The organism is Planctomyces sp. SH-PL62 (genome assembly GCF_001610895.1).
Lineage (GTDB): Bacteria > Planctomycetota > Planctomycetia > Isosphaerales > Isosphaeraceae > Paludisphaera.
Map to the genome: position 1 here is coordinate 3,018,964 of NZ_CP011273.1, position 25,404 is coordinate 3,044,367.

Genomic DNA, 25,404 nt, shown 5'->3' on the forward strand with positions numbered 1-25,404 from the left:
GAGCATCGAGCCGAACGACGTGACGCGGTTCCACCCGGGCATGTCCGGGGCCCTCCGTCTTGGGGAGGTCTCGAAGAGGCTCGTGTCGGATCACCCAGGGGCGGCGGCCGACGGCCACTGTCGATGAGGGACCTGGCGAGAGTATCCTGATAAGCCAGGCGAGCGTCAGGTTCGCTTCCGCCACCATCCCCTGGCCCGGTCTCAGCGACCGAGGGATCGCCCATGCTCCGCGCTGGATTCGTGCACTCTGTATTCGTCGTCGGCCTGGCATCGTTCTCGCAAGCCGCCGAGGCCCCGGTGGGGGCGAGGGTCGAATCGACGCTCGCCACGGCTGGCGAGCGGATCCGCCAGGACGCGTTCGACGGCGACGACGCGACCTCTTACGCGACCGAGCCGGCGACCGCCGGAGACCACGCGGTCGCCCTGGTCTTCGACGAGCCGGTGCTGGTCAAGTCGATCGAGGTCCGCACCGGGGGCGACGATGGCGCGGGGCGGGTCGACGGCGGGACGCTCGAAGGATCGGCGGACGGCCGGGCGTTCGAGAAGCTGGCGGACTTCCACGAGGGGGTCGCGAAGGCCGACCCGAAGCGCAAGCTCAAGGCCGTCCGGGTCGTCCCGGAAAAGGGGTCGGGGGGGCCGCTGGCGATCCGCGAGTTCGTCGTGGACTCGGACCCGGCGGTGCGGCGGTTCGCTTTCCCGGTCGAGGTCGTCGTCGACGAACTGGACGCGCCCGGGATGCGGGGCTGGGCCGAAAAGGCGGCCCGTGAATGCGAGCGGTTTTACGACCGCATCAACGAGGCCCTGCGCAGCGATGGATACAAGCCGCCCCGCGTCATCCGGATGTCGCTCAAGGACGGGATCGACGTCCCGGCCTATGCCGGCGGAGATCGGGTCACGGGCTCCGTCAAGTGGTTCAAGGACCATCCGGACGACGTCGGCGCCATGATCCACGAGACGACCCACATCGTCCAGAACTATCGGGGTCGGCGCAACCCCGGCTGGCTGGTCGAGGGGGTCGCCGACTACGTCCGCTTCGTCCTGTATGAGCCGGAGAACATCGGCGGCCTCAATCCCCAGCGGGCCAAGTACGACGACAGCTACCGCGTCACCGCCCGCTACCTCGATTACATCGTCCGCAAATACGACGAGGACTTCGTCCTCAAGCTGAACAAGACCATGCGAGAGGGGAAGTACTCCGACGGCCTCTTCAAGGAGGCGACCGGCAAGACGAAGGAAGAACTGGGCGCCGAGTGGAAAGCGTCGCTCGTCAAGTGAGCCGATGCGAAAAGGGGCCGCCCCGGCGTCGCGGCGGCCCCCCTCCCGAGGTTGGTGATGGATCGTCGCGGGTCAGAGGCTGTCGCTGCTGACGACCTCGCCGCCGTCGCGGGTGCCTAGGGCCGACCAGGCCTGGTAGTTGATCGAGTCCTTGATGAACTTGACCGAGCCGTCGAGCATCAGCACGTTCACGCCCCCGGAGTGGTTCGACGACGGGGCGATGATCGAGTCCGCATTGCGGTTGGGCCCGGTGTTGCCGTCGAGGGCGCACGACTTCTGGTTCGGCGTGGCGATGTGGTGGTAGCCGCCGCCCCGGGCGGCGTCGCCCAGGATCCAGCGCTCGCCCTTGTAGTCCCAGATGCGGACGGTGCCCTGGTTGCGGCAGGCCTGGAAGAGCTTGAAGTTGGCGTCGACCTCGCCCGCGAAGTTGCGGATGCCCAGGCCGGGCGCCTGGTAGAGCATGTGGCGGCCGTCCTTGCTGCCGGAGCCGATCCCCTTGCCGGTCCCCTTGAGGACCTCGCTGAAGATGGCCGTGTTGCTCGTGCCGTCGACGATCTTGGCGAGCGTGACCATCTTGTTCAGGCCGCCGTCGGTCCCCAACCACCACGAGGGGCCGTCCGACGCCCAGTCGTTGTAATAGCGGTTCCGCCCCAGGTTGTTCGCGTAGCTCGCCGCGACCTGGTCGTCCCAGCCGTCGTTCGAATCCGAGGGGCAGAGGAGGGCCGCCACCCGGGTGTGGCCGACCGTCCAGTTCTCCATCCGGTTCGCATCGACGTAGGCGGACAGGTTCGTGTTGCACGCGCTGAAGAGGGCCTGCTGCTCCAGGAACGGCAGGATCCGGAGCTTCATCGAGAAGTGCGAGTCGCGGATGTCCGACCCGGGCCAGGGGCTGAGGCCGGTGGGGGGCAGGGCGGCGTTGGTGCTCTCATAGTTCAGGACGGCCAGGCCGATCTGCTTCAGGTTGTTGACGCACTGGGAACGGCGGGCGGCCTCGCGGGCCGACTGCACCGCCGGGAGCAGCAGGGCGATCAGCACCGCGATGATCGCGATCACCACCAAAAGTTCGATCAGCGTGAAGCCGCGTCGTATTTTGCAGGACATGAGTCGAGGTTCCTTGTGTCGCTGGATGGATGAGGAAAGTGGAGTCCCCCGCTTGCGGGACTTAGGGGGCCGCTCCGAGGCCGGACGGCGGCGGACGGGGTCACTTTTTCGAGGACTTCCGGAAGGCCGCCTCCTGCTCCATCTGCTGCTTGCGCATCTCCTCCTGCGTCTGGGGGGCGTCCGGGGCGTTCACGCCCGCCGCGCCGATCCCCGCCGCGGCGTCGCCCGTCTTGTCGGCGTCGTAGTCCGCGCAGCCGATCGGGATCGCGACCGCCGCCAAAGCCGCGGCGCACGCAAGGACGAATCGTTTAATGAACATGATTTTCAATAGCTCCCTGGGTGGCTCGAAGCGTCGAAGCCGCCGTCCGCACGCCGGTCCGGCGTCCGATTCGCGCACCAGGGGACGGGCCCCCTCGGCGTCCGAAGCCGGAGCCGGGAGGGGGGCGGGGCTGGAATCGAGGCGATCCCAGCCCGAGTCCGAGGGTAGGGGCGGGCACGACCTGTGAGCCGCATCGCTTTGGTCGGTCTTTACGGAAATAACCGACGTAACAGACTTGAGTATCGCTTTTGTCGCGGCGATGTCAAGGGGGCTCCCGGGCGGGGGTTGCGAAGACCCCGAACGAAGCCGTCGAGGTCGAGAAACCAACAGATATGTCGACCTAATCAGACGCTTGGCGCGCGGCCGCTTCCGCGGGCGAGATTGACTCCCCGGCGCGGGCGGCTATCGTTGGGGCGAGCGATCGAGATCGGACGGGCCGCAAGCTCGACGTCGGGAGGGATTCGCCGTTGAGCACGCTTTTCAGCCGTCTCCGCGAGTGGCGCGCGATCGCCGCGACCGCTCCCGTCTTCCAGGACCCCCAGGCGGCGGGGGGGTGGGAAGCCGAGCGTTTTCTCAAGGACCTGGTGGAGTCGCACGCCAATTTCAAGGGTGCGGGCCTGTACCCGAACAAGAGGGTGCCCGCCGGCCGTCGCCGTCGCGAGATCGACCTGATCGTGGTGACCGCCAAGCGGATCCACGTCATCGAGGTGAAGAACTGGTCGGGGAGTCTCCGCGTCGGCCCCGGCGGCTGGATCCAGACCAATCGCGACGGCCGCGAGATCCAGCACCCCGACCTGGTGGCCGACCATCAGGCCAAGAACCTGGCCTTGATCGAGTATCTCCAGGGGAAGGGGATCGCGCTCGACGCCGGAGCGATGGGGAAATACATGACGAACAAGGTCGTCTTCATAAATCGGCGGCTGGCGGTCGAGGATCGGGCCATCGGCGATAATCCGGGGGTGCTGCTGCCGGATCGGCTCGAGGCCTATCTCGGCGGCCAACGGCGGTCGGGCCTCGGCGAGCGGGTCCTCGGCTCGGTGGTCCAGTGGTGCTTCGACACCGAGTCCGCCGACGCCGTGATGGACGACCGATTCGGCAGCCTGACGTCGGACAAGGTCCGGGCGATCCAGGCCGCGGTGGATCGCCTGGCCACCTGGGACACGTTGCGGTTCCACGGCTCCCGGACCGAGACCGGCGACCTCCTCAGCGTCTCGATCGGCGATGAGGTCGTGCCGCGCGATCGGATCGGCGGCCGGGGCGAAGTCGCCGTTCGCTGGACGCGGAACCGGGCCTGGGGGCTCTTGAAGGCGATCACCGGGTTCGGGTCGCTGGGAAAGCTGAGGTCGTCGACCGGGACGCGGCCGATCTCCGTCCACGACTTCGTCCTGTTCCATCGCGCCGGGGAGCCCTCCCCGAGCCGGATCCCGCTGGTGTCGCTGGACGGGGTCTCGCTCGGATAGTCCCCCTCCATCGCGAGTCGGTCCCGTCGGCGGCTGGTCGCTCGACTCGACTTCCGGGCTGTGTTAGCTTCGGAAGGCGCGAGGACGAAGGGGGTCGCGGGGCGTCGCCTCGGCCTCGCTTTCCGGGGTCGTGCGAGCGGCCGGAGGCGACGTGATGTTCAAGATCCTGGCCGTCGGCGAGGTGCTCTGGGACCTGTTGCCCGGCGGAAAGCAACTCGGCGGCGCGCCGGCGAATTTCGCCTACCACGCCCGGGCGTTCGGGGCCGACGCGCGGATCGTCACCCGGGTAGGCGACGACGACCTGGGCCGCGAGGTCCTGGAACGCTTCCGCGCCCTGGGCCTGCCGACCGACACGGTCGAGGTCGATGCCGAGGCCCCGACCGGCACGGTCTCGGTCGACGTCGACGCGGCGGGCCAGCCGCGGTACACGATCCATGAAGACGTCGCCTGGGACCGGATCGAGGCCGGGCCGACGGCGATGGCGCACGCCGCCGAGGCCGACGCGGTCTGCTTCGGCAGCCTCGCCCAGCGGTCGGCGAAATCGCGAGAGGCGATCGCGCGGATCGTCGCCGCGACGCGGCCCGACGCCCTTCGCATCCTCGACGTCAACCTCCGGCCGCCGTTCGTGGACCGCGAGGTGGTCGAGCGGTCGCTGGGGATGGCGAACGTGCTCAAGCTCAACGACGAGGAACTGGGCGTGCTGGCCGGGATGTTCGGCCTCGCCGGGTCGCCTCGGGAGATCGTCGAGGCGCTCGCGGGACGGTTCGGCCTCCGCCTGGTCGCCGTCACGCGGGGGACGGCCGGCAGTTTGCTGTTCGCCGAGGGACGGTGGTCCGATCGGCCGGGGACGCCCGTCGAGGTGGTCGACACGATCGGCGCCGGCGACGCGTTCACCGCGGCGATGACGATGGGGCTCCTGGCGGGGCGGCCGCTCGACGAGATCAACCGGCGGGCCGACGCCGTCGCCGCCTTCGTGTGCACACGACCGGGGGGGACGCCCGCGCTCCCCGAGTCGCTCCGCAGCGGGTTCTGAATCGGTCGCGTCGTGGAGGTTCGCTTGGACGTTTCCTTCGATCGTTCGTCAGCCGACGACTCGGCCGCGTCCGGGGCGCGGTCGCTCTCGGGCCCGTTGATTTTCGCCACGTTCGTCGCCAGCCTCGGGGGGCTGCTGTTCGGATTCGACGTGGCCATCATGTCGGGGACGACCGACGCGCTCACCCGGGTTTTCGGCCTGACCGGGATGACGCTGGGCTTCACGATCGCGAGCGGCCCGCTGGGGACGGTGCTCGGCTCGCTGATCGCGGGCAAGCCGGCCGACGTCTGGGGCCGACGGCCCTTGCTGTCGGTGCTGGCGATCGCCTATCTCGTCTCGGCCCTGGGCTGCGCGTTGGCGTGGGACTGGTGGTCGCTGCTGGTCTTCCGCATCCTCGGCGGGGTGGCGGTCGGCGCGGCGTCGGTGATCGCGCCCCTGTACATCGCCGAGATCGCCCCGGCCCGGTATCGCGGGCGGCTGGTGGCCACCGTCCAGTTCAACATCGTGCTGGGCATCCAGCTCGCCTTTTTGTCCAACTACGTCATCGCGCAGCTGGGGCTGGGCGAGGACGACTGGCGTTGGATGCTGGGCGTGCAGGCGATCCCCTCGGCCCTGTTCTTCGTCCTGGCCCTGATGATCCCGGAAAGCCCGCGCTGGCTGGTGGGGCAAGGTCGGGTCGAGGAGGCCCGCCGCGTGCTGACGTCGATCGGGGCCGACGAGGCGGTCGACGCCGAGATCGCCGAGATCGAAGAGTCGCTGCGGGGCACGGGCCTGGCCGACGACGACGCCCTGTTCCAGCGCGCCTACCTCAAGCCGATCCTGCTGGCCGTGGCGATCGCGGCGTTCAACCAGCTCTCGGGGATCAACGCGGTCCTCTTCTACGCCCCCACGGTCTTCGCGATGACCGGCGCGGGGAAGGACGCGGCGCTGTTGCAGGCGGTGCTCGTCGGCGGCACGAACCTGATCTTCACGATGCTGGCGATGACGGTCATCGACCGCTTCGGCCGCCGCGTGCTGATGCTCGTCGGGTCGATCGGCTACATCCTGAGCCTGTCGGCGACGGCCTGGGCCTTCTACACCTACGGCACGGAGTTCACGGGCTTCGGCGGCTGGGTCGTCCTGATCAGCCTCCTGGTGTTCATCGCCTCGCACGCGTTCGGCCAGGGGGCGGTGATCTGGGTTTATATCAGCGAGGTCTTCCCCAACCGCGTCCGGGCCAAGGGGCAGGCGTTGGGGAGCGTCGTCCACTGGATCGGCGCCCTGGCCATCACCCAGACGTTCCCCATGATCGCCGAGCGGTCGGGCGGGCACGCCTTCGCCTTCTACGCGGCGATGATGGTCCTGCAGCTAGTCTGGGTCCTCACCTCCATGCCGGAGACCAAGGGCGTGCCGCTCGAACGGCTCCAGAAGGAACTGGGCCTTTCCTGAAGAAGTCGGAGAGTGCGATCATGATCAACCGTCGAGGGTTTCTGGGGGCGGCGGGCGCCGGCGCGGTCGCGCTGGGCGGCCTGGGAGCCTCGCGCGCGGCGGGCGGCGCGACCGTGGACGTCTTGCTGGACGAGCCGATCGGCACGATCCGCCCCGAGATCTACAGCCACTTCACCGAGCACATCGGCGGCGTGATCTACGACGGCATCTGGGTCGGGCCCGACTCGAAGGTCGCGAACATCGGCGGCGTCCGCAAGCAGCTGGTCGACCACATGAAGCGGCTGGGCGAGGTCGTCGTCCGCTGGCCCGGCGGCTGTTTCGCCGACGCCTACCACTGGCGCGACGGGATCGGGCCGGCGGCGAAGCGCCCCCGCCGCTTCGGCCGCTGGAAGGAGGTCACGGAGCCGAACGCGTTCGGCACCCACGAGTTCATGCGGTTCTGCCGGCTCTGCGGCGACGCCCCGTACTTCGCCGCCAACGTCGGGATGGGCTCGCCCTCGGAGTTCCAGGACTGGGTCGAGTACTGCAACGCCCCCGCCGGCGCGACCACGCTGGCCGACGAGCGCGTCGCCAACGGCGACCGGGACCCGTTCGGGGTCGCCTACTGGGGGGTGGGCAACGAAAGCTGGGGGTGCGGCGGCAAGTTCACCCCCGAGGACTACTGCCGCGAGTACCGGCGGTTCACCGAGTGGGTCCCCGAATACGGCGTGAAGCCCTACCTCATCGCCGCCGGCCCGAACGGCAACGACATGGACTGGACCCGTCGCTTCTTCGCCAAGTGGGTCGACGGCGCTCGCGCCCCGCTCGCGGCCTTCGCCGCGCACTACTACTGCGGGACCACCGGCCACGCGCTGGAGTTCAGCGTCGACCAGTGGTACGAGATGCTCCACAAGGCGAACTTCATGGAGACCCTGATCCGCGAGCAATGGGCGGCGATGGGCGAGTTCGACCCCGAGCGCCGGGTGAAGCTGATCATCGACGAGTGGGGATGCTGGCACCCGCCGGGGACCGAGATCAACCCCAGGCACCTATACGAGCAGATGGGCTGCCTCCGCGACGCCCTGGTCGCCGCGCTGACGCTCGACGTCTTCAACCGCCACGCCGACAAGGTGGACATGGCGAACGTCGCGCAGCTCATCAACAACATCCATTCGCTGTTCCTCGCCGACGGCGACAAATTCGTCTGCACGCCGACTTTCCACGTCTTTGAGATGTACCGCCCCCACCACGGCGCGACCAGCGTGCGCGTCGAGGCGCAGTCCCCCGAGGTCCCGTTCAAGATCGGCAACCGCGACGCGAAGCTCTTCCGAGTGGCCGGCTCGGCCTCGCGGGCCGGCGCGAAGGCGGTCACGATCACCCTCGTCCATTCGCACGCGACCGAGCCCGTCGAGGCCGAGGTCCGCCTCAAGGGCGCCGAGGCGGCTTCGGTCCGCAAGACCGTCCTCAGCCACGCCGAGCTGAACGCCCACAACACCTTCGAGACGCCCGACGCGGTCGCGCCGATGTCGGCCGACGCCGACCTCCGGGGGGGCTCGCTCCGCGTCGTCCTCGATCCGGCGTCGGTGACGCGGTTCGACGTGATCCTGTCGTGAAGGATCGGCCGATTTCGACCCTCGTCATGGAAGCAGCGTCGGGGCTCCCGGCATGACTGTTGCTTGCGCGATGAGGTCGGAGTTCGAACATCGAACGAGCGACACTCTTGCGACCGGCCGAGGCCGGCGGATCGGGGGCCAGATGCGGTTCATCCAGGCGATCTTGCTGCTGATTTTTCTCGGGGCCGTCGGGCTCTTCGCGGTCCAGAACACCGACCCGATCACGGTCTCGTTCTGGAACTGGAAGACCACCGGGCCGGTGGCCCTGATGGCGATCGTCGCGTACCTGCTGGGGATGCTCAGCGGTTGGACGGTCGTCTCGTTCTTCTCTCGCTCGCTGCGCCGGGTGTCGGAACAGCCGACCGCGCGCGTCATCGACTGAGGAACTCCATGAGTCGAACGGATCTCGAACTTTACAACGAGGCGGGGGGCTTCATGATCGGCTCCGCGAGCCTCCACGGCGGGGCCTTCGCCGGCGTGGAGGAGGGCGACGCCGGGTGGCTCGCGGGGATCGAGGCCGGGGCCTTCCTGCCGTTCCGGCTCGTCCAGGACGACGGCTTCCTCATCCGTGTCATGGTCGACGAGCCGCTCGCGGCGCGGGAACGGGACGAGTGGGTCGGCCGCACGCGCCACAGGCTGATCATCCCGGCCGGCCGGCTCGTCGTCGTCGGGGGCTGTTGGGAGTACCTGGCGGGCGAGGAGATGGACGAGTTCACCGCCTCGCTCGACGTCCCCCCCGGCGACGACCTGGCCGAGGTCTACACCTATTACCACGGCGTCAACGGCGAATCCTGCCTGAGGGAGGCCGGGCCCGATGAACCGATCGGCGCCTACTTCCGCCGCACCAGGTCGGGCGAGCCATGGCCTCCCTGGCTGCGACGTCATTGCGCGGAAGACCCTCGCGACGACCCCGGCCACGAGGACGAATGGCGTGACGTCGATCCCGACTACGGCGCGGAAGGGCCCTCCTGCATCGGGACCCTCCTCCGCCTGTCCTCCCTCGTCGGGGAGGCGCCGCCGCCCGTCGCGATGGATCGCGGTTGGATCGCGATCGGGCAGGGGGCCAGGCGTCCGGACGCCTGCCCGCTGGGCGTGGTCGCCGACCGCCTCGCCCGCGCCGAGGCCGGTGACGAGTAGGCCCGCCCGGCGACGGGCCACGCCCGGCGGCCGCGAGCCCCGCGACGGCCGGGCGTGGATGGGGCTTCCGGTCGAACGGCCTCAGTAGCTGTCCGACGAGACGACCTCTTCACCGTCGCGCGAGCCCAGGGACATCCAGGTGTTCTGGTTGATCGAGTCCTTCACGAAGCGGACGGAGCCGTCCAGGAAGAGGACGTTGACGCCGCCGGGGTGGGCGCTCGACGGGATGTGGATGTGGCCGAAGTCGGTCCCGCAGCCGGCGGAGCAGTCCCAACGGCAGGACGAGAAGGCGTACTGGGTGGAGTTGGGCGGGAAGATGATCGAGGCGAGCGTCGCCCCCGGCGAGCCGGTCGCCCAGCTGACCCCGCGATTCGAGTTCGTGCCGGGGGTGGTGATGATCGCCTGCATGCAGTTCTGGGCGTACTGGATCACCTGCGGCATGATGGTCCGCGCGTCGCGGACGAGCATCTCCCCCGGGACGGAGCCGGGGACGCCGGAGACGTACTGCCGCCACTTGCGCCGGGTGTTGTTGTAGTCGCCCACCAGGGCCTCGGTGTGCGAGATGGTGTTCGACGTGCCGTCGGTGATGTCGGCGACCGAATAGGCCCGCTGCCGGGGGGCGAAGGCGCCGTTGGTGTTGGTCGACCAGGGGTCGGTGCCGGTCCCGTACGAGCCGTGGTAATTGTTCAGGTTGTCACGCCCGGCCTGGCCGTCGGAGGGGCAGAGGAAGGCCGCGACGCGGGAGTTCCACGCGGTCCGGTTCAGCTCGGCGCCCGTCCCCCACCAGATGGTCCAGTTGAAGTTGCAGGAATTGTAGAGCGGCGTCTGCTCCAGGTACGGCAGCATCATCGCGTGGGCGCTGAAGGTGCCCCAGTCGGTCTGCTCTCCCACGTTGGCGTAGGCGATGGCGTTCCCCATGGGGAACGAGCCCACCGCCGAGTGGTAGTTGTGCATCCCCAACCCTATCTGCTTGAGGTTGTTCGTGCATTGCGCCCGTCGCGCCGCCTCTCGCGCCGATTGCACGGCCGGGAGCAGCAGGGCGATCAGGACGGCGATGATCGCGATCACCACCAGCAGCTCGATCAGCGTGAAGCCCCTGCGTCGAATGATCTTCATAAAAGTAACAGTCCTGTCGGTGGATGTCCTGGAAAGGTTTCTCCGAGGAACTTCCCCGGAGCGAGTGCCACGCTCCGACGTTCGTTCACTCCGCCTTGGGGGCGTCCGCATCCCCACCCCCATCCTCCGGCTTGGCTTCCTTGGCGGGAGCCGCCTTGGGCGCCTTGGCCTTGCTTCCCCCCTTCTTGGATTGCATGTATTCCCTCATCGCGTCTTGGCCTCGGTTGTCGGCCTTGACGAATTCGGCCGTGCGGTCGACTCCCCCCGTCTCGGCCGATTCCCCGCAACCGGCCAGGACAGCCGCGGCCAGGATGAACGGGACGGGCGCAAAACGAAATCCCCGATTCATCGATCGGTCCCCCCTTCGCTGGGCATGTGTTGGGTTTGCGACAAGAGCTGGTCGGCCTTGGACCGCAGCCGAGGATGCGATTTCAGGCGATAGTGGGTCGAGCCAGACACTACTCGACGAATCTTCTCACGAAAAATATAAGAGATATCGATTCATCGAATTTCCGGACCCGGGCATGGGGGGGCCGGCGGCGCGTGACGGGCCGATCGTCGGCGGGGCCCGGTTCGGCGGGCGGGGATGAGGCGTGGGGAGGTGGGGCCGTCGAGTCAGAGAACCGACGGCCGCTCGACGTTTCGCCCCTCGCGGGGGAAGCCGGCACGGACGGGTCAAATGAGGGGAAGGACCGGCGCAGAGGGTGCCGGCGTGAGATCAAGCCGGCCTGGGAATACTCAGGGTTTCCATGCTCGTCCCCCTCGTTCGACCCCGTCCTTCGATCTGGGAGGGTGGACGCTCAGCCGTCCTGGCCGGCGGCGAGCCCTTCGAGACGCGCGCGCATCCGATCCAGGAGGGGGGCGGACTCGGGGGAGGGGGCCAGGTCGCGGAGCTGCTTGGGATCGGCGAGGACGTCGTAAAGTTCCTCGCGGCCGTCGGCGTTGCGGATGTACGACAGGCCCTCGGCGACGACGCCGGACATGGGCCCGCGCCAGGCGGGGGGGCGGGCGGGATTGGTGGAGATTTCCTCCTTGATCCGCACTTCGGTGAGGACCGGCGATTCGTCCGAGGGGCGGGCGGCGAGCGAGGAGCCCGGGAACGCGGAGGCGTCGACGCCCAGTACGTCGAGGACCGTCGCGGGGAGGTCGCGGAGGGTCACGGCCTCGCCGACCGTCTCGCCGCCGCGCGCGCCGTGGGGGAGCAACATCAGGAGCGGCACGCGCGTCTCCTGGTCGTACAGGCTTCGGCCGTGGCCGATCAGGTCGTGTTCGCCGAGGCCCTCGCCGTGGTCCGAGGTCAGGATCACCAGCGTGTCGTCGAGGACCCCCCGGCGCTCCAACTCGTCGAACAGCCGGCCGATCTGATCGTCGAGGTACGCGAGGCAGTCGTCGTAGGCGTCGCGGGCCAGGCCGAGCTGCTCGTCGGTCAGCCCGGCGCGCGAGCGGACGTCCCAGTCGCGGATCAGGGCTTCCTCTTCGGGCGTCGCGGGGGGGCGGCCGAAGGGGCGCTTCGCCCCCTCGGGGGGGGTGAACGGGCCGTGGGCGTCGAAGTAATTGAGGAAGGCGAAGAACGGCTGGTCGTCCTTCGCCTTTTCCTCGCGGTCGAGCCACGACAGGAACGCCGCGTTGATCCGGCCGGCGTCCTTGCGACGACGCTCGACGCCGCCGAAGGGGTCGGAGAGCATTTGCACCGCCAGCCGGCCCAGCGAGGAGCAGCGGAGGGCCTCCTCCAGCGAGACGGCCGTCTGCTCCTCGTAGAAGTCGTCGTAGTGCTGGAATCCGCGGCCCAGGCCGAACCAGGCGTTGCAGAAGAAGGTGTTGGCGATGAACCCGGCCGTCGCGTAGCCGTGGGTCGAGAGCGCCTCGGCGAGCGTCGGGTAGGTCCGGTCCAGGGGCTGGTGCTCCCCCACGCCCAGTTCATGAGGCCATCGACCCGTGAACATGCTGGCGTGCGAGGGGAGCGTCCACGGCGCCGTCGAGCGGGCCTGATCGAAGCGGATCGCGCGGGCCGCCAGGCGGTTCAGGTTGGGCGTGGTGTCGCGGTCGTACCCGTACAGCCCGAGGCTCTCGGCGCGCACGGTGTCGAGCACGAGCAGCAGGACGTTGGGCGCGTCGCCCTCGACGGGCGACGCCGGCGCCGGGAGGGGGCGTCGATCGAGCAGCACGGCGTGGGTGCGGTCCCAGCCCTGGAGGCTGATCGCGACCGCCCCCAGCGCCAGGGGGGCGACCAGCAGCGCGCGGCGGAGCTTCGCCGGGTGCGCCGAGCCGTGCCGGGCGGTGATCGCTCCCAGGCCCGCCGCCAGCGCGACCGCCGCGAACGCGTAGAGCCCCGGGACCGTCAGCAGCAGGGCCAGCCCGCAGAGGAACCCCATCGCCCAGAGCGTCAGCCGCCCCGCCCATCGCGGACCGAGCCAGGCGGCCAGCCCCAGCACCGCCCCGGAGACCCCGAAGATCGCCAGGTTCGACGCCGGGATCATCCAGAAGAAATGCCGGGACATCTGGAACGTCCCCAGCGACACCCCGCCCGACACCGCGTTCCGCAGGAGCCATTGCGTCAGCTCCAGCGCCCCCGTCAAGAGCCCGAACAGGAGCGCCAATCGCGCGACCGCCAGCGGCGTCGCCGCCCGTTCGGCCGTCGGACTCGTCTCTCCCCGAGTCAGCGGGTCGTCCATCCTGAAACGCCTCCATGCGTGTCCTTGGCGATCGAAACCCGGCCCACGAATACCCCGGATCGCCCATTTGGGCAACGCCGGATTCAGGCCGGGGCCGATCCGGCCGGGGTCGGCCCCGGCCGTTCGCTCTGGACGATCGCGCGGCGGACGGCCTCGGCGACGCCGAGGGGATGGATGCCGGGGAACAGCTTGCGGGCCTCGTCGCCCCGGACGACGGTGGGGTTCTTGAGGCCCTCGATCAGGTGGCGGCCGACGCCGAACTTGGTCGGCGTGACGAGCGCGAGCCAGAGGCCGGAGAGCCACGGGGTCAGCACCGGGACCGAGATCAAGGTCCGGTGGAGCCCCTTCTGGCGGGCATACTCCTCGATCAGGTCGCGATACTTCACCACGTCGGCGCCGCCGATCTCGACGATCCGCCCGGGGCCCGGCGGCAGGTCCAGGGCCTCGACCAGATAGTCCACCACGTCCTCGACGGCGATCGGCTGAGTGGGGGTGGAGAGCCACTTCGGGCAGATCATCACGGGGAGGCGGTCGGTCAGGGATTTGACCAGGTCGTACGACAGGCTCCCGGGACCGAGGATCGCCGAGGCGCGGAACTCGATCGTCTCGACTCCCGAACGCCGGAGGACCTCGCCGACCTCGTGGCGGCTCTTGAGGTGGGGGGAGAGGCCGGGGTCGTCGTCGTCGCCCAGGCCGCCGAGATAGATGATCCGCCGGACCCCCGCGGCCCTGGCGGCGTCGCCGAAGTCGGCCGCCGCCCGACGGTCCTTCTCCGCGAAGTCCTCGGAGTTCGACATCATGTGGACGAGATAGTACGCCGTCTCGACGCCGGCCAGGGCCGCATCGAGCGACTTGCGGTCGAGGACGTCCCCGGCGACGATTTCGACCCCCTCGCCGAACCGTTCCCGCAGGGCGTCGGGCTTGCGGGCCAGGCATCGCACGCGCTCGCTACGACGTTCCAGTGCCGGGATCAGACGGCCGCCGATGTAGCCGCTGGCCCCGACGACGAGGATCCGCGGCGTCGTTGGGGGATTTACGTGCTGCATAGAATGTCGTGAACCTCTTCGGATCGCGGCCTTTCATGGTGTCGTTGATGATATTCTTACGCAAACCGTCTGCCGAAACCGTACGGAAGTTCCTCGACGATCAGGCGCGGCTTGATTTCACCTACAGCCCGGTCGGCGCGACCGCCGGCGCGGCGCCGCCCGGCTATCGGCTGAACCACACCCGCGAGCGGCTCGGCACCGGCCGCGCGACGTTCGAACGCGCCAGGGCCGCGCTGGACCGCTGGGACCAGTTCCGCATCGGTTGGGCCGAGGTCCAGCCGGTCGACCAGCCGATCCAGCCCGGAGCCGTGGTGGCGATCGTCGCCCATCGGCTCGGCCTCTGGTGGCTCAACGCCTGCCGGGTCGTCTACGTCGTCGATGAGGACGACCCCGAGGCCCCCACGGCCCGCGTCGGCTTCGCCTACGGCACGCTCCCGGACCACGTCGGCGCCGGCGAGGAACGGTTCCTCATCGAATGGGACCGCGAGACCGACGAGGTCTGGTACGACGTGGCCGCCTTCTCGCAGCCCCACCTGCTCCTCACCCGCCTGGGATATCCCTACATGCGTCGGGCCCAGCGACGATTCGGCCTCGAATCCGCCGCGGCGATGGTCCGCGCCATGGCCGAACCGGAGGCCGCGACCGCGCCGGGATGAGGCGACGTCGCCCGGCCCGTTACATTCCGTTACGCGAATCGGCCGCGAATTCCCTTCAACGCCGGGCTTCGTATCCCTACCCTTGAAGTAGCCGCGCGTCGCGGCGTCGCGATCCGAACACGTCCCGACGGCCCTCAAGGAGCCTCGCCATGTCCTCCCCGATCCGGCCGACCGACCGCCGGGCCTTCCTGGGCGCCCTCTCGCTGGGGGCGGCCTTCTTCACGACCCCCGGCCTGTTCGCCGAGGAACTGGCCCGCACCCCCGCCTGCACCGAGGGGCCGTTCTATCCCGACCACCTCCCGCTCGACGCGGACAACGACCTGATCGTCCTGGGCGACTCGCTCACGCCGGCCGTCGGCGAGATCACCCAGCTCCACGGCCGGATTCTCGACCTCGGCGGCAGCCCGATCAAGGACGCCGTCATCGAGATCTGGCAGTGCGACGCCAACGGCGTCTACCTCCACTCGGCCGACAGCGGCCGGGACCCCGCGAAGCAGGACAAGAACTTCCAGGGCTTCGGCCGCTTCACCACCGGGACGACGGGCGAATACCGATTCCGCACGATCAAGCCGGTCGTCTATTCCGGACGCCCCGCCCCCCACATCCACTTCAAGATCAAGAAGGGGGACCGAACGCTCCTGACCTCGCAGATCTTCATCGACGGCCATCCCGGAAACCAGAAGGACGGGGTGCTCCGGGGGGGCCTTGCAGAAGCCGATCGCAAGCTGCTGATGACCACTTTCAAGCCGATCCCGGATTCCAAGACCGGCGAGCTGGCGGCGACCTTCGACGTGATCCTCGGCCGCACGCTCGACGACCGGGCCCTGCACGCGATCCGCGACCGCATGCGGCGCGACGCCTGAGTTCGGCCCGTCGGCGTCGATCCCGGCGCGACGATCGACGTCGCGCCGGGCGGTTCGTCAATAGGCGACGTTGTCCTTCAACGCCGCGTATTCCTTCCAGACGTCGACGGCCTCGTCGCGCAGCAGGTTCAGCTCGGGGATCTTCCGTTCGGCGATCGGCGTGGCGAACTGCTCGTAGATGAAGTCGTCGTCGAAGCCGCCGTAGGCCTTCGAGTCCGCGACGGTCGCGCCGTAGACGATGCCGTCCAGGCCGGCCCAGTAGGCCGTCGCCAGGCACATCGGGCAGGGCTCCGACGAGGTGTAGAGGACGCAGCCGTCGAGCTTCAGCACCTTGAGCTTGCCGCAGGCGTTGCGGATCGCTTCCATCTCGCCGTGCCAGGTCGGGTCGTGGTTGGCGACCACGTGGTTCGAGCCTTCGCCCACGATCTCGCCGCTACCGTCCACGATCACGGCGCCGAAGGCCCCGCCGGTCCGCTTCTCGACCCCCGCCTTCCGCGAGTTGGCGATGGCCCGCCGCATGAAACCGTGCGACTGCTCGGGCGTGAAGCGATCGCGAAGCTCGTCGGCCGTCACCCAGACCTTGTCCGAGACCGCCCGGTCCTTCGACGGCGCGTCGGCCCCGCCGGCCCGGCTCGGCTGCACCGCCCAGGCCCCCAGGCCGACCCCCGCCAGGCCGGCCGCCACCGTGGCCAGCACCAGCCGTCTCCCGCCCCGCCAGTCTCGAATCCAAGCCATCGCGATGCCTCCCCGCCGAAACTCGTGGTCTCGCCCGAATCCCACGTCGAAGCAAGACTAGTTCACGTTCCTCGCGGGGGGGGGCGCGATTCCTCGATTCTCCTTCAGGGAGACTCGCCCGGCTGGGACTGGTACTCCCGCAGCACGGCGACGGCCTCGTCGCGGAGCAGGTCGACCACGGGGAGCTCGCGCGCGGCGGGGGGCGCGGCGATCTCGCTGTAGAGGAAGGCGTCGCCGAAGCCGTTGATTGCGGCGGCGTCGTCCGCGAGGGCCCCGAAAACGATCCCGTCGATTCCCGACCAGTAGGCCGCGGCCAGGCACATCGGGCAGGGCTCCGACGAGCTGTAGAGGATGCAGCCTTCGAGGTTGATCGTCTTCAGCGCGGCGCATGCGGCGCGTATCGCCTGCACCTCCCCATGGGCTGTCGGGTCGTGGTTCGCGAAGACGTGGTTCGAGCCGTCGCCCACGATCTCGCCGTCGCGGTCCACGATCACGGCGCCGAACGGCCAGCCCGTCCGCTCCTCGATCCCGGCCTTGCGGGCGTTCGCGATGGCCCGCCGCATGAACCCGCGCGACGCCTCGTCGGAGAATCGGCCCTGGATCTCCTCGGCCGTCGCCCAGGCCCGCCGCGACGCCGCGCGCTCCGGTGATCCGGTGTTCGCGATCGTCCGGGGCCTCGGACGCCGTCGGGCCGCCCAGAGGCCCAGGCCGAAGCCGGCGATCGCCGTGACGATCGGGGCCACCAGGGAAGGCCCCCGATCCTCGCGATAAGGATTCCTGTCGACCATCTTCCGATCCTCCCCGCCCGGCGAAGCCCCATGCACAGCGCCCACAGGGAGTCCAGCCTAGCAGGTCGAGCGGCGAAGTGGAGTGGGCGGGACTCCGGTTCACCCCGGAGAGGGGCGGGGCGTCCCGGCCGGGTCGGAATTACCGGGGGCGGGGGGCCTTGGCCTTGCCCTTGAGCTGGTCGCGATGCGACTCCATCTGCTTCTGGAGGTCGGGGGGAGGGCCGGGGGGCTGGGGATTGGCGGGCATGCCTTCCTGCACGCCGTCGCAGCCGGTCAGGCCGAACACGAAGACGGCGAGGCCGCACCAGAGGATTGAACGCTTCACCGGAGGTATCTCCATGAACCTGGGATCGACGAAGGGCGTCGCGACCGAGCGGGGGCGATGCCGGAGTCGGGGACGAATCCCCGGCCCCGGCTGAATCCCGTCCGGTCGCGTCGGATCAATAGGCGTCGGAGCTGACGATCTCACCGCCCGCGCGGGAGCCGAGGGCCCACCACGCCTGGCTGTTGATCGAATCCTTGATGAACCGGACCGAGCCGTCCGCGAAGGCGACGTTCACGCCCCCTGGATGGTTGCTGGTCGCGGAGGCCCCGCTCAGGCCGCCGACGAGCAGGAACGAGGGCTCCAGCGAGGTCGGGTTCTTGCACGACGCCGCGTTGGGCGGCAGATAGTGGGTGTAGCTGGAGAGCGAGAGGTGGCCCGGGTAGCCGATGAACTGGAACTGGCCGACCACGTTGCCGTTGACCGGCTGGGCCGACTCCATGGCCGCGCGGCACTGCTGGACGAACGACAGGGCGCCGACCTCGCCCGAGCCGGGCGCCGCCCCCGACGAGGTCAGCGTGTAGATGCCCCGCTTGGATTCGGGCGAGCCGGGACGGATCGGGACGTTCCCAGGAACGCCGACGAGCCGCTCGCTGAAGGCCCCCGTGTTCGAGGTGCCGTCCGTGATGGAAGCGATCCGGATCGGCCCCGGCTTGCTCAGATACGGCCCCAGCTCGGTCGAGACGTTGACCGACGGGATCATCAGGCCGGAGTTCGGCGAGATGCAGCCGGGCCCGCCGTAGTTCGCGACGTAATTGGCGATGGAGTAGCTGCCGTAGATCCGCTCGGTCCGGCTCTCGGACGGGCACAGCCAGAGCGCCAGCTGGGTGTAAGCGGCCGTCGTGTTGTCCGCCGACCACGGGTCGACCCAGTAGTTCACCGTGTTGTAGACGGTCTGCTGCTCCATCTGCGGCAGCAGCGCCGAGTACCAGTTGAAGCCCCAGTTGTCCTGCCCCGACGGCACCGTCCACGTGGACTGGGCCGGCATCGCTTCGTTGCTCGACACGTAGTTGTGGAGCGCCAAGCCCATCTGCTTCAGGTTGTTGACGCACTGGGCGCGCCTGGCCGCCTCGCGGGCCGCCTGGACGGCCGGCAGCAGCAGGGCAATCAGGACGGCGATGATCGCGATCACCACCAGCAGCTCGATCAGCGTGAAGCCGCTGCGTACTTTCCGCATCGTCGTGTAACCTCCGCCTGGCTCGGGTCGCGGAGGCTCGCGCCCGGCCTTCGAAATCGCTCACTGCACCGTGAGGATTCGTCGAATCCGGGGGTCGAAGAACCGCGACCCAGGATGTTGATCAATGAGAGCCTTACGAATTTCCGAAGGGCAGCGCGGCTGGGGAGGACCCGCATCGTTTGCCCGGAGGCTCGAGGCGGGGGGGAGGGACCGTCGCATCGCGTGTCGTCGCGAGCCCCGGGAGATCGATGCAAGGAGGACGCTTCGGCCCCCCTTCATCGATTCTTAGTTTATTCGGACTCGCGCCGGCCCCGCAAGCCTCCCCGGAACGAATTCTTGCGTCGCGATCCGGCCGACGATCCCGATCGCGCCGCCGGCCGATCGTCGGCACGGCCTCAGGGCGGCGTCGGAAATCAATCTCGATAAAACCTGTAGGAATTGTCGATATTGGTCTTGCTCGGTCGAGGCGAGTCTTGCATAATCCGACCGACAGATGCGGTGTATGCCGTCGTCGACGTCCGGGACGTCGACCCGCGGCCAGGGAATGTCCCGGGAGGTGATCATGGCAGAGCGTAGGCTTCCCGTCGGGAACGGCGAGCGTTCGAGACTCCCGATCGCGACGAGCGAACTCGACCTCGATCGGGTCCGCGCCGCGGTGCGGGACATCCGCTACGGCGAGGTCCGCGTGATCATCCAGGACGGCCTGATCGTGCAGATCGAGCGTCTGGAGAAGCAACGGCTCCGCTGACGGCGTCCCCGCCCCAATCCCGCCGACTCGACCACGAGAGGCGTGTCGAATCTTCCCTTTGACGCGGGCCGTCCACCGGAACGACCGGAGACGCCCCGCACGAATCTGGAGGATGGCATGTCTCATTCCCGACGCCAGGGCCGGCGCGTCCCGACCCCGGCATCCCGCCGCGCGATCCGCGGGTTCACGCTGATCGAGCTGCTGGTGGTGATCGCGATCATCGCGGTCCTGATCGCCCTGCTCCTGCCCGCCGTCCAGGCCGCCCGCGAGGCCGCCAGGCGGATCTCCTGCACGAACAACCTCAAGCAGATCGGCCTGGGGCTGCTCAATTACGAGAGCTCCAACGGCTCGTTCCCGCCCGGGGCGCTGGCCTACTTCCAGAACGGGGACGTCTCCTCGTCGACGTTCTACAACAACCACGGGCCCAGCGTGCACGCCCGGATCCTCAACCACGTCGAGCAATCGGCGCTGCACAACGCGCTGAATTTCTCGGTGAGCATCTTCAACGCCCCCGACGAGGACGCGATGAACCTGACGGTCACCCGGACCGTCGTGGCGACTTACGTCTGCCCCTCCAGCACGCCGCCGAGCTGGAATTTCCAGGGGACCAACGGTCCGCTCCTGAGCGTCAAGGCGCCGGGCAACAGCTACTTCGCCTCGACGGGCTCGTCGCTGGAGTTCGCCGGGCAGCAGACGGGGGGGCCGCCGAACGGCCCGTTCCAGTATGTGGGGACGAAGGGCAAGGTCACGACGATCGGGGGCGTCACCGACGGCCTGAGCAACACCCTGGCCTTCGGCGAGTGGCGCATCGGGACCGGGAACGCGAACCAGCCGGCGATCCAGGACGTCGTCTTCGTCGGCTCCTTCCCCGCCGGGACCAGGCGGAACGACGGCTCCCTCAACATGGCGCACCCCGCGCTGGTGGCGGGCTTCCAGACCTGGCTCAACGAATGCACGAGCCTCTGGGAGGGCGGCGGCGGACGCAAGGGCAAGACCTCGACGCTGGGGGAGGCCTGGCCGCTGGGCCTCACCGGCTACACCCTGGGCAACGTCCTGATCGCCCCCAACTCCAGGCACCCCAACTGCAACGTCAACGGCAACGGGACCATCATGAGCCCCGGCGTCTTCGGCCTCAGCTCGTTCCACCCGGGCGGCGCCAACATCCTGCTGCTCGACGGCTCCGTCCGCTTCCTGAAAGACTCCGTCTCCAACCCGACGGTCTGGGCCCTCGGCTCCATCGCCCAGGGAGAGATCGTCACCTCCGACAGCTACTGATCCAGAGGCCGACAGGCTCCCCCCGCCGAGGGGGGGAGTCGCGAATCAAGGGCGCCCCGAGGCGGGCGCACAGATCAGAAGGATAAGCTCTCATGTCGACGCGTTTGCTCCTAATCTCCGCCGCCGTCCTGGCGCCGTTGGGCGCGGGGGCGGCCTTGGGCGGCGACCCCCCGCCGGCTTCCTCGCCGGACGCGGCGAAGGTCGAGTTCTTCGAGAAGAAGATCCGGCCCCTGCTGGTCGCCGAGTGCTACAACTGCCACTCCGCGAACACCAAGGCGGCGAGCGGCCTCCGGGTCGACGACCTCAACGGGCTGGTCCAGGGGGGCGATCGGGGCGAGGCGGTCGTCCCGGGCAAGCCGGAGGAAAGCCTGCTGCTGCAATCGGTGGCCCACCTCGACGACGCCCCCCGGATGCCCCCCAAGAAGAAGCTCTCCGACGAGCAGGTCGCCGACCTCACTCGCTGGGTGGCCGAAGGGGCCGCCTGGCCGGCCGAGGCCGTGGCCGCCTCCCAGAGCACCTCCAACGAGGAATACGCCAGGCTCCGCGCCGAACACTGGGCCTGGCAGCCCCTGAAGGACGCGGCACCCCCCGACGTCCGCGACGCCGCCTGGCCGCGCGGGGACGTGGACCGCTACATCCTGGCGAGCCTGGAGCGAGAGAGCCTCGCGCCGGTCGGCGACGCGGATCGGACGACGCTGATTCGTCGGGTCTCCTTCGACCTGACCGGCCTGCCGCCGACGCCCGAGGAGATCTCGGCTTTCCTGGCCGACGACGCCTCCGACGCCTTCGCGAAGGTCGTCGACCGCCTGCTGGCCTCACCGGCCTTCGGCGAGCGCTGGGGGCGGCACTGGCTGGACGTCGCCCGCTACGCCGAGTCGACCGGCGCGTCGCGGAACCTGCCGTATCCCCACGCCTGGCGGTATCGCGACTACGTCGTCGACGCCTTCAACCGCGACAAGCCGTTCGACCAGTTCGTCCGCGAGCAGATCGCCGGCGACCTGCTGCCGGCCTCGTCGAAGGCCGAGAGGGATGAGCACGCCATCGCGACCGGATTCCTGGCGATCGGCCAGAAGGACGTCAACCAGCGGTTCAAGGTCCGGTTCGTCATGGACAACGTCGACGAGCAGATCGACGCCGTCTCCCGCGGATTCCTCGGCGTCACGGCGAGCTGCGCCCGCTGCCACGACCACAAGTTCGACCCGATCCCGACCAGCGATTACTACGCGCTCGCCGGCATCTTCCGCAGCACCGACCTCTGCGCCGGGGTCCGCAACAAGATGGGAGGGGGCGGGCTCGACTACTACGATTCCGCGATGCTGATACCCCTGGGCGAGACCGCCGAGAGGAAGGACGACCCCGCGCTCGCCGAGAAGGTCGCCGCCGCGACGAAGGCGTTCGAGGACGCCCGCAAGGAGTTCCAGAAGATCCGAGGCACGCCCGAGGGCCTGGCGGTCCAGCCCAACGGCCGTCCGAAGCAGTTCCAGTATCGCCAGAAGATGGTCAGGCTCCAGAACGAGCTGCTGGAGCTGACCGACCCGGCCGCCACGGGCCAGGTCGCGATCGGGGTCCGCGACTCCAGGGAGATCGCCGACACCGAGGTGCGCATCCGGGGCGAGGCCGAGAAGCTCGGCCCGGTGGTCCCCCGCGGCGTCCTGGGCGTGGTGCCGATCAAGGCCCCGGAGATCCCCTCGAACCAGAGCGGGCGGCTGGAGCTGGCGGAATGGATCGCCAGCCCGGACAACCCGCTCACCTCGCGGGTGTTCGTCAACCGCACGTGGCGGCACCTGTTCGGCCGGGGGATCGTCAAGACGGTGGACAACCTCGGCGTCAACGGCGACGTCCCCTCGCATCCCGAGCTTCTCGACCACCTGGCGGCGAAGTTCGTCGCCGACGGCTGGTCGGTCAAGACGCTGGTGCGGAGCCTCGTGCTCTCGCGGGCCTACGGCCTCTCGTCCGAGGCGAGGGAGTCGAACGTCACGGCCGATCCGGCGAACCGCCTGGTCTGGCGGCACGCCCCTCGACGGCTGACCGGCGAGGAGATCCGGGACGCCACGCTCGCCGCGGCCGGATCGCTCGACCCGTCGCGGCCCACGGCCTCGCCGGCGAAGGCGCTCAAGGTGATGGAACTTCCGAACAACGGCCCGGTCGCCCGCGAGATCCTCGAAACGGCCCGCGGCAGCGCCTCGCGGAGCGTCTACCTTCCCTTGCTTCGCGGCCTGACGCCGACCTCGCTGGAGGTCTTCGATTTCGCCGAGCAGGGGATGGTCACGGGCGACCGCGATACGACGACCGTCGCCACGCAGGCCCTCTACTTCCTCAACGATCCTCTGGTCCGTCGCGAGTCTCTGCGGCTGGCCGAACGTCTCCTGGCCCGCGCCGAGCTTGACGACGCCGCCCGCGTCGACCTGGCCTATCGCCTGACCCTGGGACGTTCGCCCTCGGCCGCCGAGGCCGATCGCGGCCGAGGCTTCCTGGCCGATTACGAGGCGCTGGCCGCCGCCGAGCCGGAGCCGACTCCCGAGCCGGAGCCCGAACCGAAGCCGGCCGCCGTCGCGGCGGCCGACGCGGCTGGCGCGGCCAAGCCTCCGGCGCAGGTGATCGACCCGGACCAGGTCATCCCCGTCGACACGCCTCTCCGCGAGGAGGTCGTCCGCGCCTCCTCCCCCCGCGCCGCCGCCTGGGCCGGCTTCTGCCAGGCCCTGATCGGCTCGGCGGAATTCCGCTACGTGCGGTGAGGGGGCGACCAGCACGAAGACCCTCGGAATCCGAGCCCGGACCATAAAGCCCTTCCCCCCTGGCGGGGGAAGGTGGCCCGCAGGGCCGGATGAGGGGGGGACGAGCACGACGGCCGTCGGATTTCGCCGTGGCTTCTCACAAACCGTCGCATCCTCGGCTCGTCCGCGATGATGATCCCCCTCATCCGGCCTTCGGCCACCTTCCCCCACCAGGGGGGAAGGCATGAATGCGGCGGCAGGGTGAAGGGGGGGGCGAGCTTGAAAACCGCCGGCCTTTCGATCGGACGTATCGCGAATCCCGTCGGCTCCCCGGCTCGTCACCCCCTCATCTGACCCCTTCGGGGTCTGTCTTCCCCCGCGAGGGGGGAAGACCGTCAAGAGGAGGCCGCGGGCTTCAAGGCCCACGCCGGGCCGGGGATGCGACGGCGGTGAAGGGGAGGGGCCCAGGCCCCTCGGATCGCCGAATCTCAAACTGATATCAAGAATCAAGCATAAGGAATATCGATATGCCAAAATTCCCCGATCTCCCCATCGTCGACGGCCTCTCGCGCCGACAGGTCCTCAAGAGCGCCGGGACCGGCTTCGGGATGCTGGCCCTGGCCGGGCTGCTCGGCGAAGCCGCGCCGAGGGTCCGCGCCGGCGACGCGGCTCCCGGCCCGCTCATCCCGAAGGCTCCGCATTTCCCGGCGAAGGCCAAGAGGATCATCTTCCTGTTCATGAACGGGGCGATGTCCCAGATGGACACGTTCGACTACAAGCCGAAGCTCCAGGCGGACGACGGCAAGGTCGGGCCGGGGGGAGGCTCGCTGACGGCCTCGAAGTTCAAGTTCGCCCAGCACGGCGAGACCGGGACGTGGGTCTCCGAGCTTTACCCGAACGTGGCGCGTTACGTCGACAAGCTCTGCTTCATCCGGGGCCTGCACACCGACACCCCGGCGCACCCGGAAGCCGTCATCCAGCTTCACACCGGCGCGGCGTTGTCGTCGTTGACGCGGCCGTCGCTCGGCGCGTGGTTGCTTTACGGCCTGGGGACCGAGAACCAGGACGTCCCGGGCTACGTCACGATCAACCCGCCGGCGAACTTCGGCGGCTCGGTCAACTACGGCAGCGCCTTCCTCCCGGCCCACTTCCAGGGGACGCGGATCAGCGACGTCGGCTACCTGCCGAACATCCAGGCGCACGCCGCCTCGTCGCTCCAGCGTCGGCAGATCGACCTCGTCCAGGCCATGAACCGCGACCTCGGCGCGACCCCGGGCGCGCCGGACCAGCTCGACGGCGTGATCGCGTCTTATGAGCTGGCGTTCAAGATGCAGGGGAAGGTCCCCGAGCTGCTGGACATTTCGAAGGAGCCGCAGTCGGTCCTGGACGCCTACGGCGTGCAGCCCGGCCCGGCCGGCAGCTTCGCCCGCCAGTGCCTGATGGCGCGTCGGCTCAGCGAGGCCGGCGTCCGGTTCGTCGAGGTCGCCCAGCCCGGCTGGGACCACCACACCAACCTGCACAACGGCCTGATCGCCAACAGCAAGGCCACCGACCAGCCCACGGCCGCCCTGCTCGCCGACCTGGACCAGCGCGGCCTGCTCGAAGACACCCTGGTCCTGTTCGGCAGCGAGTTCGGCCGCCAGCCGACGAGCCAGGGGGCCGACGGCCGCGACCACAACATCACCGGCTATCCGATGTGGCTCGCCGGCGCGGGGGTCAAGCCGGGCTTCTCCTACGGCGGGACCGACGAGTACGGCCTCAACGCCGTCGAGGGTCGGATGCACACCAACGACCTGCACGCCACCCTGCTCGCCCTGATGGGCCTCGATCACACGAAGCTCACCTACCGCTACGCCGGCCGCGACTTCCGCCTCACCGACGTCGCCGGGCAGGTGGCCACCGAAATCTTCGCCTGATCCGACCCGGGCCGGGGCTCGCCCGCCGCGA

General features: G+C 69.3%; 23 protein-coding genes. 13 read left to right on the forward strand and 10 right to left on the reverse strand.

Going from position 1 to position 25,404, the window contains the following annotated elements; translation table 11 throughout:
• Positions 1-222: 222 nt before the first annotated feature.
• On the forward strand, positions 223-1,275 hold the full coding sequence (locus VT85_RS11720) for a basic secretory protein-like protein (protein ID WP_068415008.1): 1,053 nt from the start codon (positions 223-225) through the stop codon (positions 1,273-1,275).
• 72 nt (positions 1,276-1,347) lie between these two features.
• On the opposite strand, the gene VT85_RS11725 is transcribed toward VT85_RS11720, so the two are convergent.
• Together VT85_RS11725 and VT85_RS11730 are read right to left on the reverse strand one after the other, a co-directional pair.
• On the reverse strand, positions 1,348-2,376 hold the full coding sequence (locus VT85_RS11725) for a DUF1559 domain-containing protein (protein WP_068415011.1): 1,029 nt from the start codon (positions 2,374-2,376) through the stop codon (positions 1,348-1,350).
• Between the two features lie 100 nt (positions 2,377-2,476).
• Entirely contained in the window at positions 2,477-2,695 is a 219-nt protein-coding gene (locus tag VT85_RS11730) for a hypothetical protein (protein ID WP_156512819.1), read from the reverse strand.
• Positions 2,696-3,162: 467 nt separating this feature from the next.
• Between VT85_RS11730 and VT85_RS11735 the strand changes: the two genes are divergently transcribed.
• The 6 genes from VT85_RS11735 to VT85_RS11760 all read left to right on the forward strand — a co-directional run bounded on the left by VT85_RS11735 (position 3,163) and on the right by VT85_RS11760 (position 9,345).
• A complete protein-coding gene (locus VT85_RS11735; RefSeq protein WP_068415017.1) occupies positions 3,163-4,155 on the forward strand; it encodes a nuclease-related domain-containing protein in 993 nt (330 codons plus the stop codon).
• Between the two features lie 154 nt (positions 4,156-4,309).
• A complete protein-coding gene (locus VT85_RS11740; protein ID WP_068415020.1) occupies positions 4,310-5,188 on the forward strand; it encodes a carbohydrate kinase family protein in 879 nt (292 codons plus the stop codon).
• 24 nt (positions 5,189-5,212) lie between these two features.
• Positions 5,213-6,616, forward strand: a complete 1,404-nt coding sequence (locus VT85_RS11745) for a sugar porter family MFS transporter (protein WP_082858542.1) — start codon at positions 5,213-5,215, stop codon at positions 6,614-6,616.
• Positions 6,617-6,636: 20 nt separating this feature from the next.
• Positions 6,637-8,208 (forward strand): alpha-N-arabinofuranosidase, encoded by a 1,572-nt coding sequence (locus VT85_RS11750; protein WP_068415023.1) that lies wholly within the window; start codon positions 6,637-6,639, stop codon positions 8,206-8,208.
• A 142-nt stretch (positions 8,209-8,350) separates the two neighbouring features.
• Positions 8,351-8,590 carry a lipopolysaccharide assembly protein LapA domain-containing protein gene (locus tag VT85_RS11755; protein ID WP_068415026.1) on the forward strand — a complete coding sequence of 80 codons (240 nt, stop codon included), beginning with the start codon at positions 8,351-8,353 and terminating at the stop codon, positions 8,588-8,590.
• Between the two features lie 8 nt (positions 8,591-8,598).
• Positions 8,599-9,345, forward strand: a complete 747-nt coding sequence (locus VT85_RS11760; protein ID WP_068415029.1) for a hypothetical protein — start codon at positions 8,599-8,601, stop codon at positions 9,343-9,345.
• Between the two features lie 81 nt (positions 9,346-9,426).
• On the opposite strand, the gene VT85_RS11765 is transcribed toward VT85_RS11760, so the two are convergent.
• From VT85_RS11765 to VT85_RS11780, 4 genes are all read right to left on the reverse strand, one after another.
• Entirely contained in the window at positions 9,427-10,461 is a 1,035-nt protein-coding gene (locus VT85_RS11765) for a DUF1559 domain-containing protein (RefSeq protein WP_068415032.1), read from the reverse strand.
• A gap of 85 nt (positions 10,462-10,546) precedes the next feature.
• On the reverse strand, positions 10,547-10,810 hold the full coding sequence (locus VT85_RS11770; RefSeq protein WP_068415036.1) for a hypothetical protein: 264 nt from the start codon (positions 10,808-10,810) through the stop codon (positions 10,547-10,549).
• Positions 10,811-11,261: 451 nt separating this feature from the next.
• Entirely contained in the window at positions 11,262-13,133 is a 1,872-nt protein-coding gene (locus VT85_RS11775) for a sulfatase (protein ID WP_068415039.1), read from the reverse strand.
• Positions 13,134-13,216: 83 nt separating this feature from the next.
• Positions 13,217-14,179, reverse strand: a complete 963-nt coding sequence (locus VT85_RS11780; RefSeq protein ID WP_068415042.1) for an NAD(P)H-binding protein — start codon at positions 14,177-14,179, stop codon at positions 13,217-13,219.
• A gap of 47 nt (positions 14,180-14,226) precedes the next feature.
• Between VT85_RS11780 and VT85_RS11785 the strand changes: the two genes are divergently transcribed.
• Together VT85_RS11785 and VT85_RS11790 are read left to right on the forward strand one after the other, a co-directional pair.
• Positions 14,227-14,835 carry a DUF1990 family protein gene (locus VT85_RS11785; protein WP_068421866.1) on the forward strand — a complete coding sequence of 203 codons (609 nt, stop codon included), beginning with the start codon at positions 14,227-14,229 and terminating at the stop codon, positions 14,833-14,835.
• Positions 14,836-14,984: 149 nt separating this feature from the next.
• A complete protein-coding gene (locus VT85_RS11790) occupies positions 14,985-15,698 on the forward strand; it encodes a protocatechuate 3,4-dioxygenase (protein ID WP_068415045.1) in 714 nt (237 codons plus the stop codon).
• Between the two features lie 57 nt (positions 15,699-15,755).
• Here VT85_RS11790 and VT85_RS11795 read toward each other — a convergent pair whose 3' ends face one another.
• The 4 genes from VT85_RS11795 to VT85_RS11810 form a co-directional block, all read right to left on the reverse strand.
• Positions 15,756-16,433 carry a nucleoside deaminase gene (locus VT85_RS11795; protein ID WP_197491232.1) on the reverse strand — a complete coding sequence of 226 codons (678 nt, stop codon included), beginning with the start codon at positions 16,431-16,433 and terminating at the stop codon, positions 15,756-15,758.
• A gap of 104 nt (positions 16,434-16,537) precedes the next feature.
• Positions 16,538-17,221 carry a nucleoside deaminase gene (locus tag VT85_RS11800; RefSeq protein WP_197491233.1) on the reverse strand — a complete coding sequence of 228 codons (684 nt, stop codon included), beginning with the start codon at positions 17,219-17,221 and terminating at the stop codon, positions 16,538-16,540.
• A gap of 139 nt (positions 17,222-17,360) precedes the next feature.
• Positions 17,361-17,546: a hypothetical protein gene (locus VT85_RS11805; RefSeq protein ID WP_156512821.1), complete on the reverse strand. Its 186-nt coding sequence runs from the start codon at positions 17,544-17,546 to the stop codon at positions 17,361-17,363.
• A gap of 115 nt (positions 17,547-17,661) precedes the next feature.
• A complete protein-coding gene (locus tag VT85_RS11810) occupies positions 17,662-18,720 on the reverse strand; it encodes a DUF1559 domain-containing protein (RefSeq protein ID WP_068415051.1) in 1,059 nt (352 codons plus the stop codon).
• A 562-nt stretch (positions 18,721-19,282) separates the two neighbouring features.
• Here VT85_RS11810 and VT85_RS11815 point away from each other — a divergent pair.
• The 4 genes from VT85_RS11815 to VT85_RS11830 all read left to right on the forward strand — a co-directional run bounded on the left by VT85_RS11815 (position 19,283) and on the right by VT85_RS11830 (position 25,373).
• Complete coding sequence (locus VT85_RS11815) at positions 19,283-19,468, forward strand: YezD family protein (protein ID WP_068421877.1); 186 nt, start codon at positions 19,283-19,285, stop codon at positions 19,466-19,468.
• Positions 19,469-19,585: 117 nt separating this feature from the next.
• Entirely contained in the window at positions 19,586-20,743 is a 1,158-nt protein-coding gene (locus VT85_RS11820) for a DUF1559 domain-containing protein (RefSeq protein ID WP_082858543.1), read from the forward strand.
• 92 nt (positions 20,744-20,835) lie between these two features.
• Entirely contained in the window at positions 20,836-23,478 is a 2,643-nt protein-coding gene (locus VT85_RS11825) for a PSD1 and planctomycete cytochrome C domain-containing protein (RefSeq protein WP_068415054.1), read from the forward strand.
• Between the two features lie 506 nt (positions 23,479-23,984).
• Complete coding sequence (locus VT85_RS11830) at positions 23,985-25,373, forward strand: DUF1501 domain-containing protein (protein WP_068415057.1); 1,389 nt, start codon at positions 23,985-23,987, stop codon at positions 25,371-25,373.
• The last annotated feature ends 31 nt before the right edge of the window (positions 25,374-25,404 follow it).

Bases quoted from the DNA above. Each gene is read 5' to 3' on its own strand.
- VT85_RS11810 (WP_068415051.1), bottom strand. From the start codon at position 18,720: ATGCGGAAAGTACGCAGCGGCTTCACGCTGATCGAGCTGCTGGTGGTG.
- VT85_RS11740 (WP_068415020.1), top strand. From the start codon at position 4,310: ATGTTCAAGATCCTGGCCGTCGGCGAGGTGCTCTGGGACCTGTTGCCC.
- VT85_RS11765 (WP_068415032.1), bottom strand. From the start codon at position 10,461: ATGAAGATCATTCGACGCAGGGGCTTCACGCTGATCGAGCTGCTGGTG.
- VT85_RS11780 (WP_068415042.1), bottom strand. From the start codon at position 14,179: ATGCAGCACGTAAATCCCCCAACGACGCCGCGGATCCTCGTCGTCGGG.
- VT85_RS11830 (WP_068415057.1), top strand. From the start codon at position 23,985: ATGCCAAAATTCCCCGATCTCCCCATCGTCGACGGCCTCTCGCGCCGA.
- VT85_RS11770 (WP_068415036.1), bottom strand. From the start codon at position 10,810: ATGAATCGGGGATTTCGTTTTGCGCCCGTCCCGTTCATCCTGGCCGCG.
- VT85_RS11820 (WP_082858543.1), top strand. From the start codon at position 19,586: ATGTCTCATTCCCGACGCCAGGGCCGGCGCGTCCCGACCCCGGCATCC.
- VT85_RS11720 (WP_068415008.1), top strand. From the start codon at position 223: ATGCTCCGCGCTGGATTCGTGCACTCTGTATTCGTCGTCGGCCTGGCA.
- VT85_RS11815 (WP_068421877.1), top strand. From the start codon at position 19,283: ATGGCAGAGCGTAGGCTTCCCGTCGGGAACGGCGAGCGTTCGAGACTC.
- VT85_RS11800 (WP_197491233.1), bottom strand. From the start codon at position 17,221: ATGGTCGACAGGAATCCTTATCGCGAGGATCGGGGGCCTTCCCTGGTG.
- VT85_RS11825 (WP_068415054.1), top strand. From the start codon at position 20,836: ATGTCGACGCGTTTGCTCCTAATCTCCGCCGCCGTCCTGGCGCCGTTG.
- VT85_RS11760 (WP_068415029.1), top strand. From the start codon at position 8,599: ATGAGTCGAACGGATCTCGAACTTTACAACGAGGCGGGGGGCTTCATG.
- VT85_RS11725 (WP_068415011.1), bottom strand. From the start codon at position 2,376: ATGTCCTGCAAAATACGACGCGGCTTCACGCTGATCGAACTTTTGGTG.
- VT85_RS11785 (WP_068421866.1), top strand. From the start codon at position 14,227: ATGATATTCTTACGCAAACCGTCTGCCGAAACCGTACGGAAGTTCCTC.
- VT85_RS11755 (WP_068415026.1), top strand. From the start codon at position 8,351: ATGCGGTTCATCCAGGCGATCTTGCTGCTGATTTTTCTCGGGGCCGTC.
- VT85_RS11795 (WP_197491232.1), bottom strand. From the start codon at position 16,433: ATGGCTTGGATTCGAGACTGGCGGGGCGGGAGACGGCTGGTGCTGGCC.
- VT85_RS11790 (WP_068415045.1), top strand. From the start codon at position 14,985: ATGTCCTCCCCGATCCGGCCGACCGACCGCCGGGCCTTCCTGGGCGCC.
- VT85_RS11730 (WP_156512819.1), bottom strand. From the start codon at position 2,695: ATGTTCATTAAACGATTCGTCCTTGCGTGCGCCGCGGCTTTGGCGGCG.
- VT85_RS11775 (WP_068415039.1), bottom strand. From the start codon at position 13,133: ATGGACGACCCGCTGACTCGGGGAGAGACGAGTCCGACGGCCGAACGG.
- VT85_RS11750 (WP_068415023.1), top strand. From the start codon at position 6,637: ATGATCAACCGTCGAGGGTTTCTGGGGGCGGCGGGCGCCGGCGCGGTC.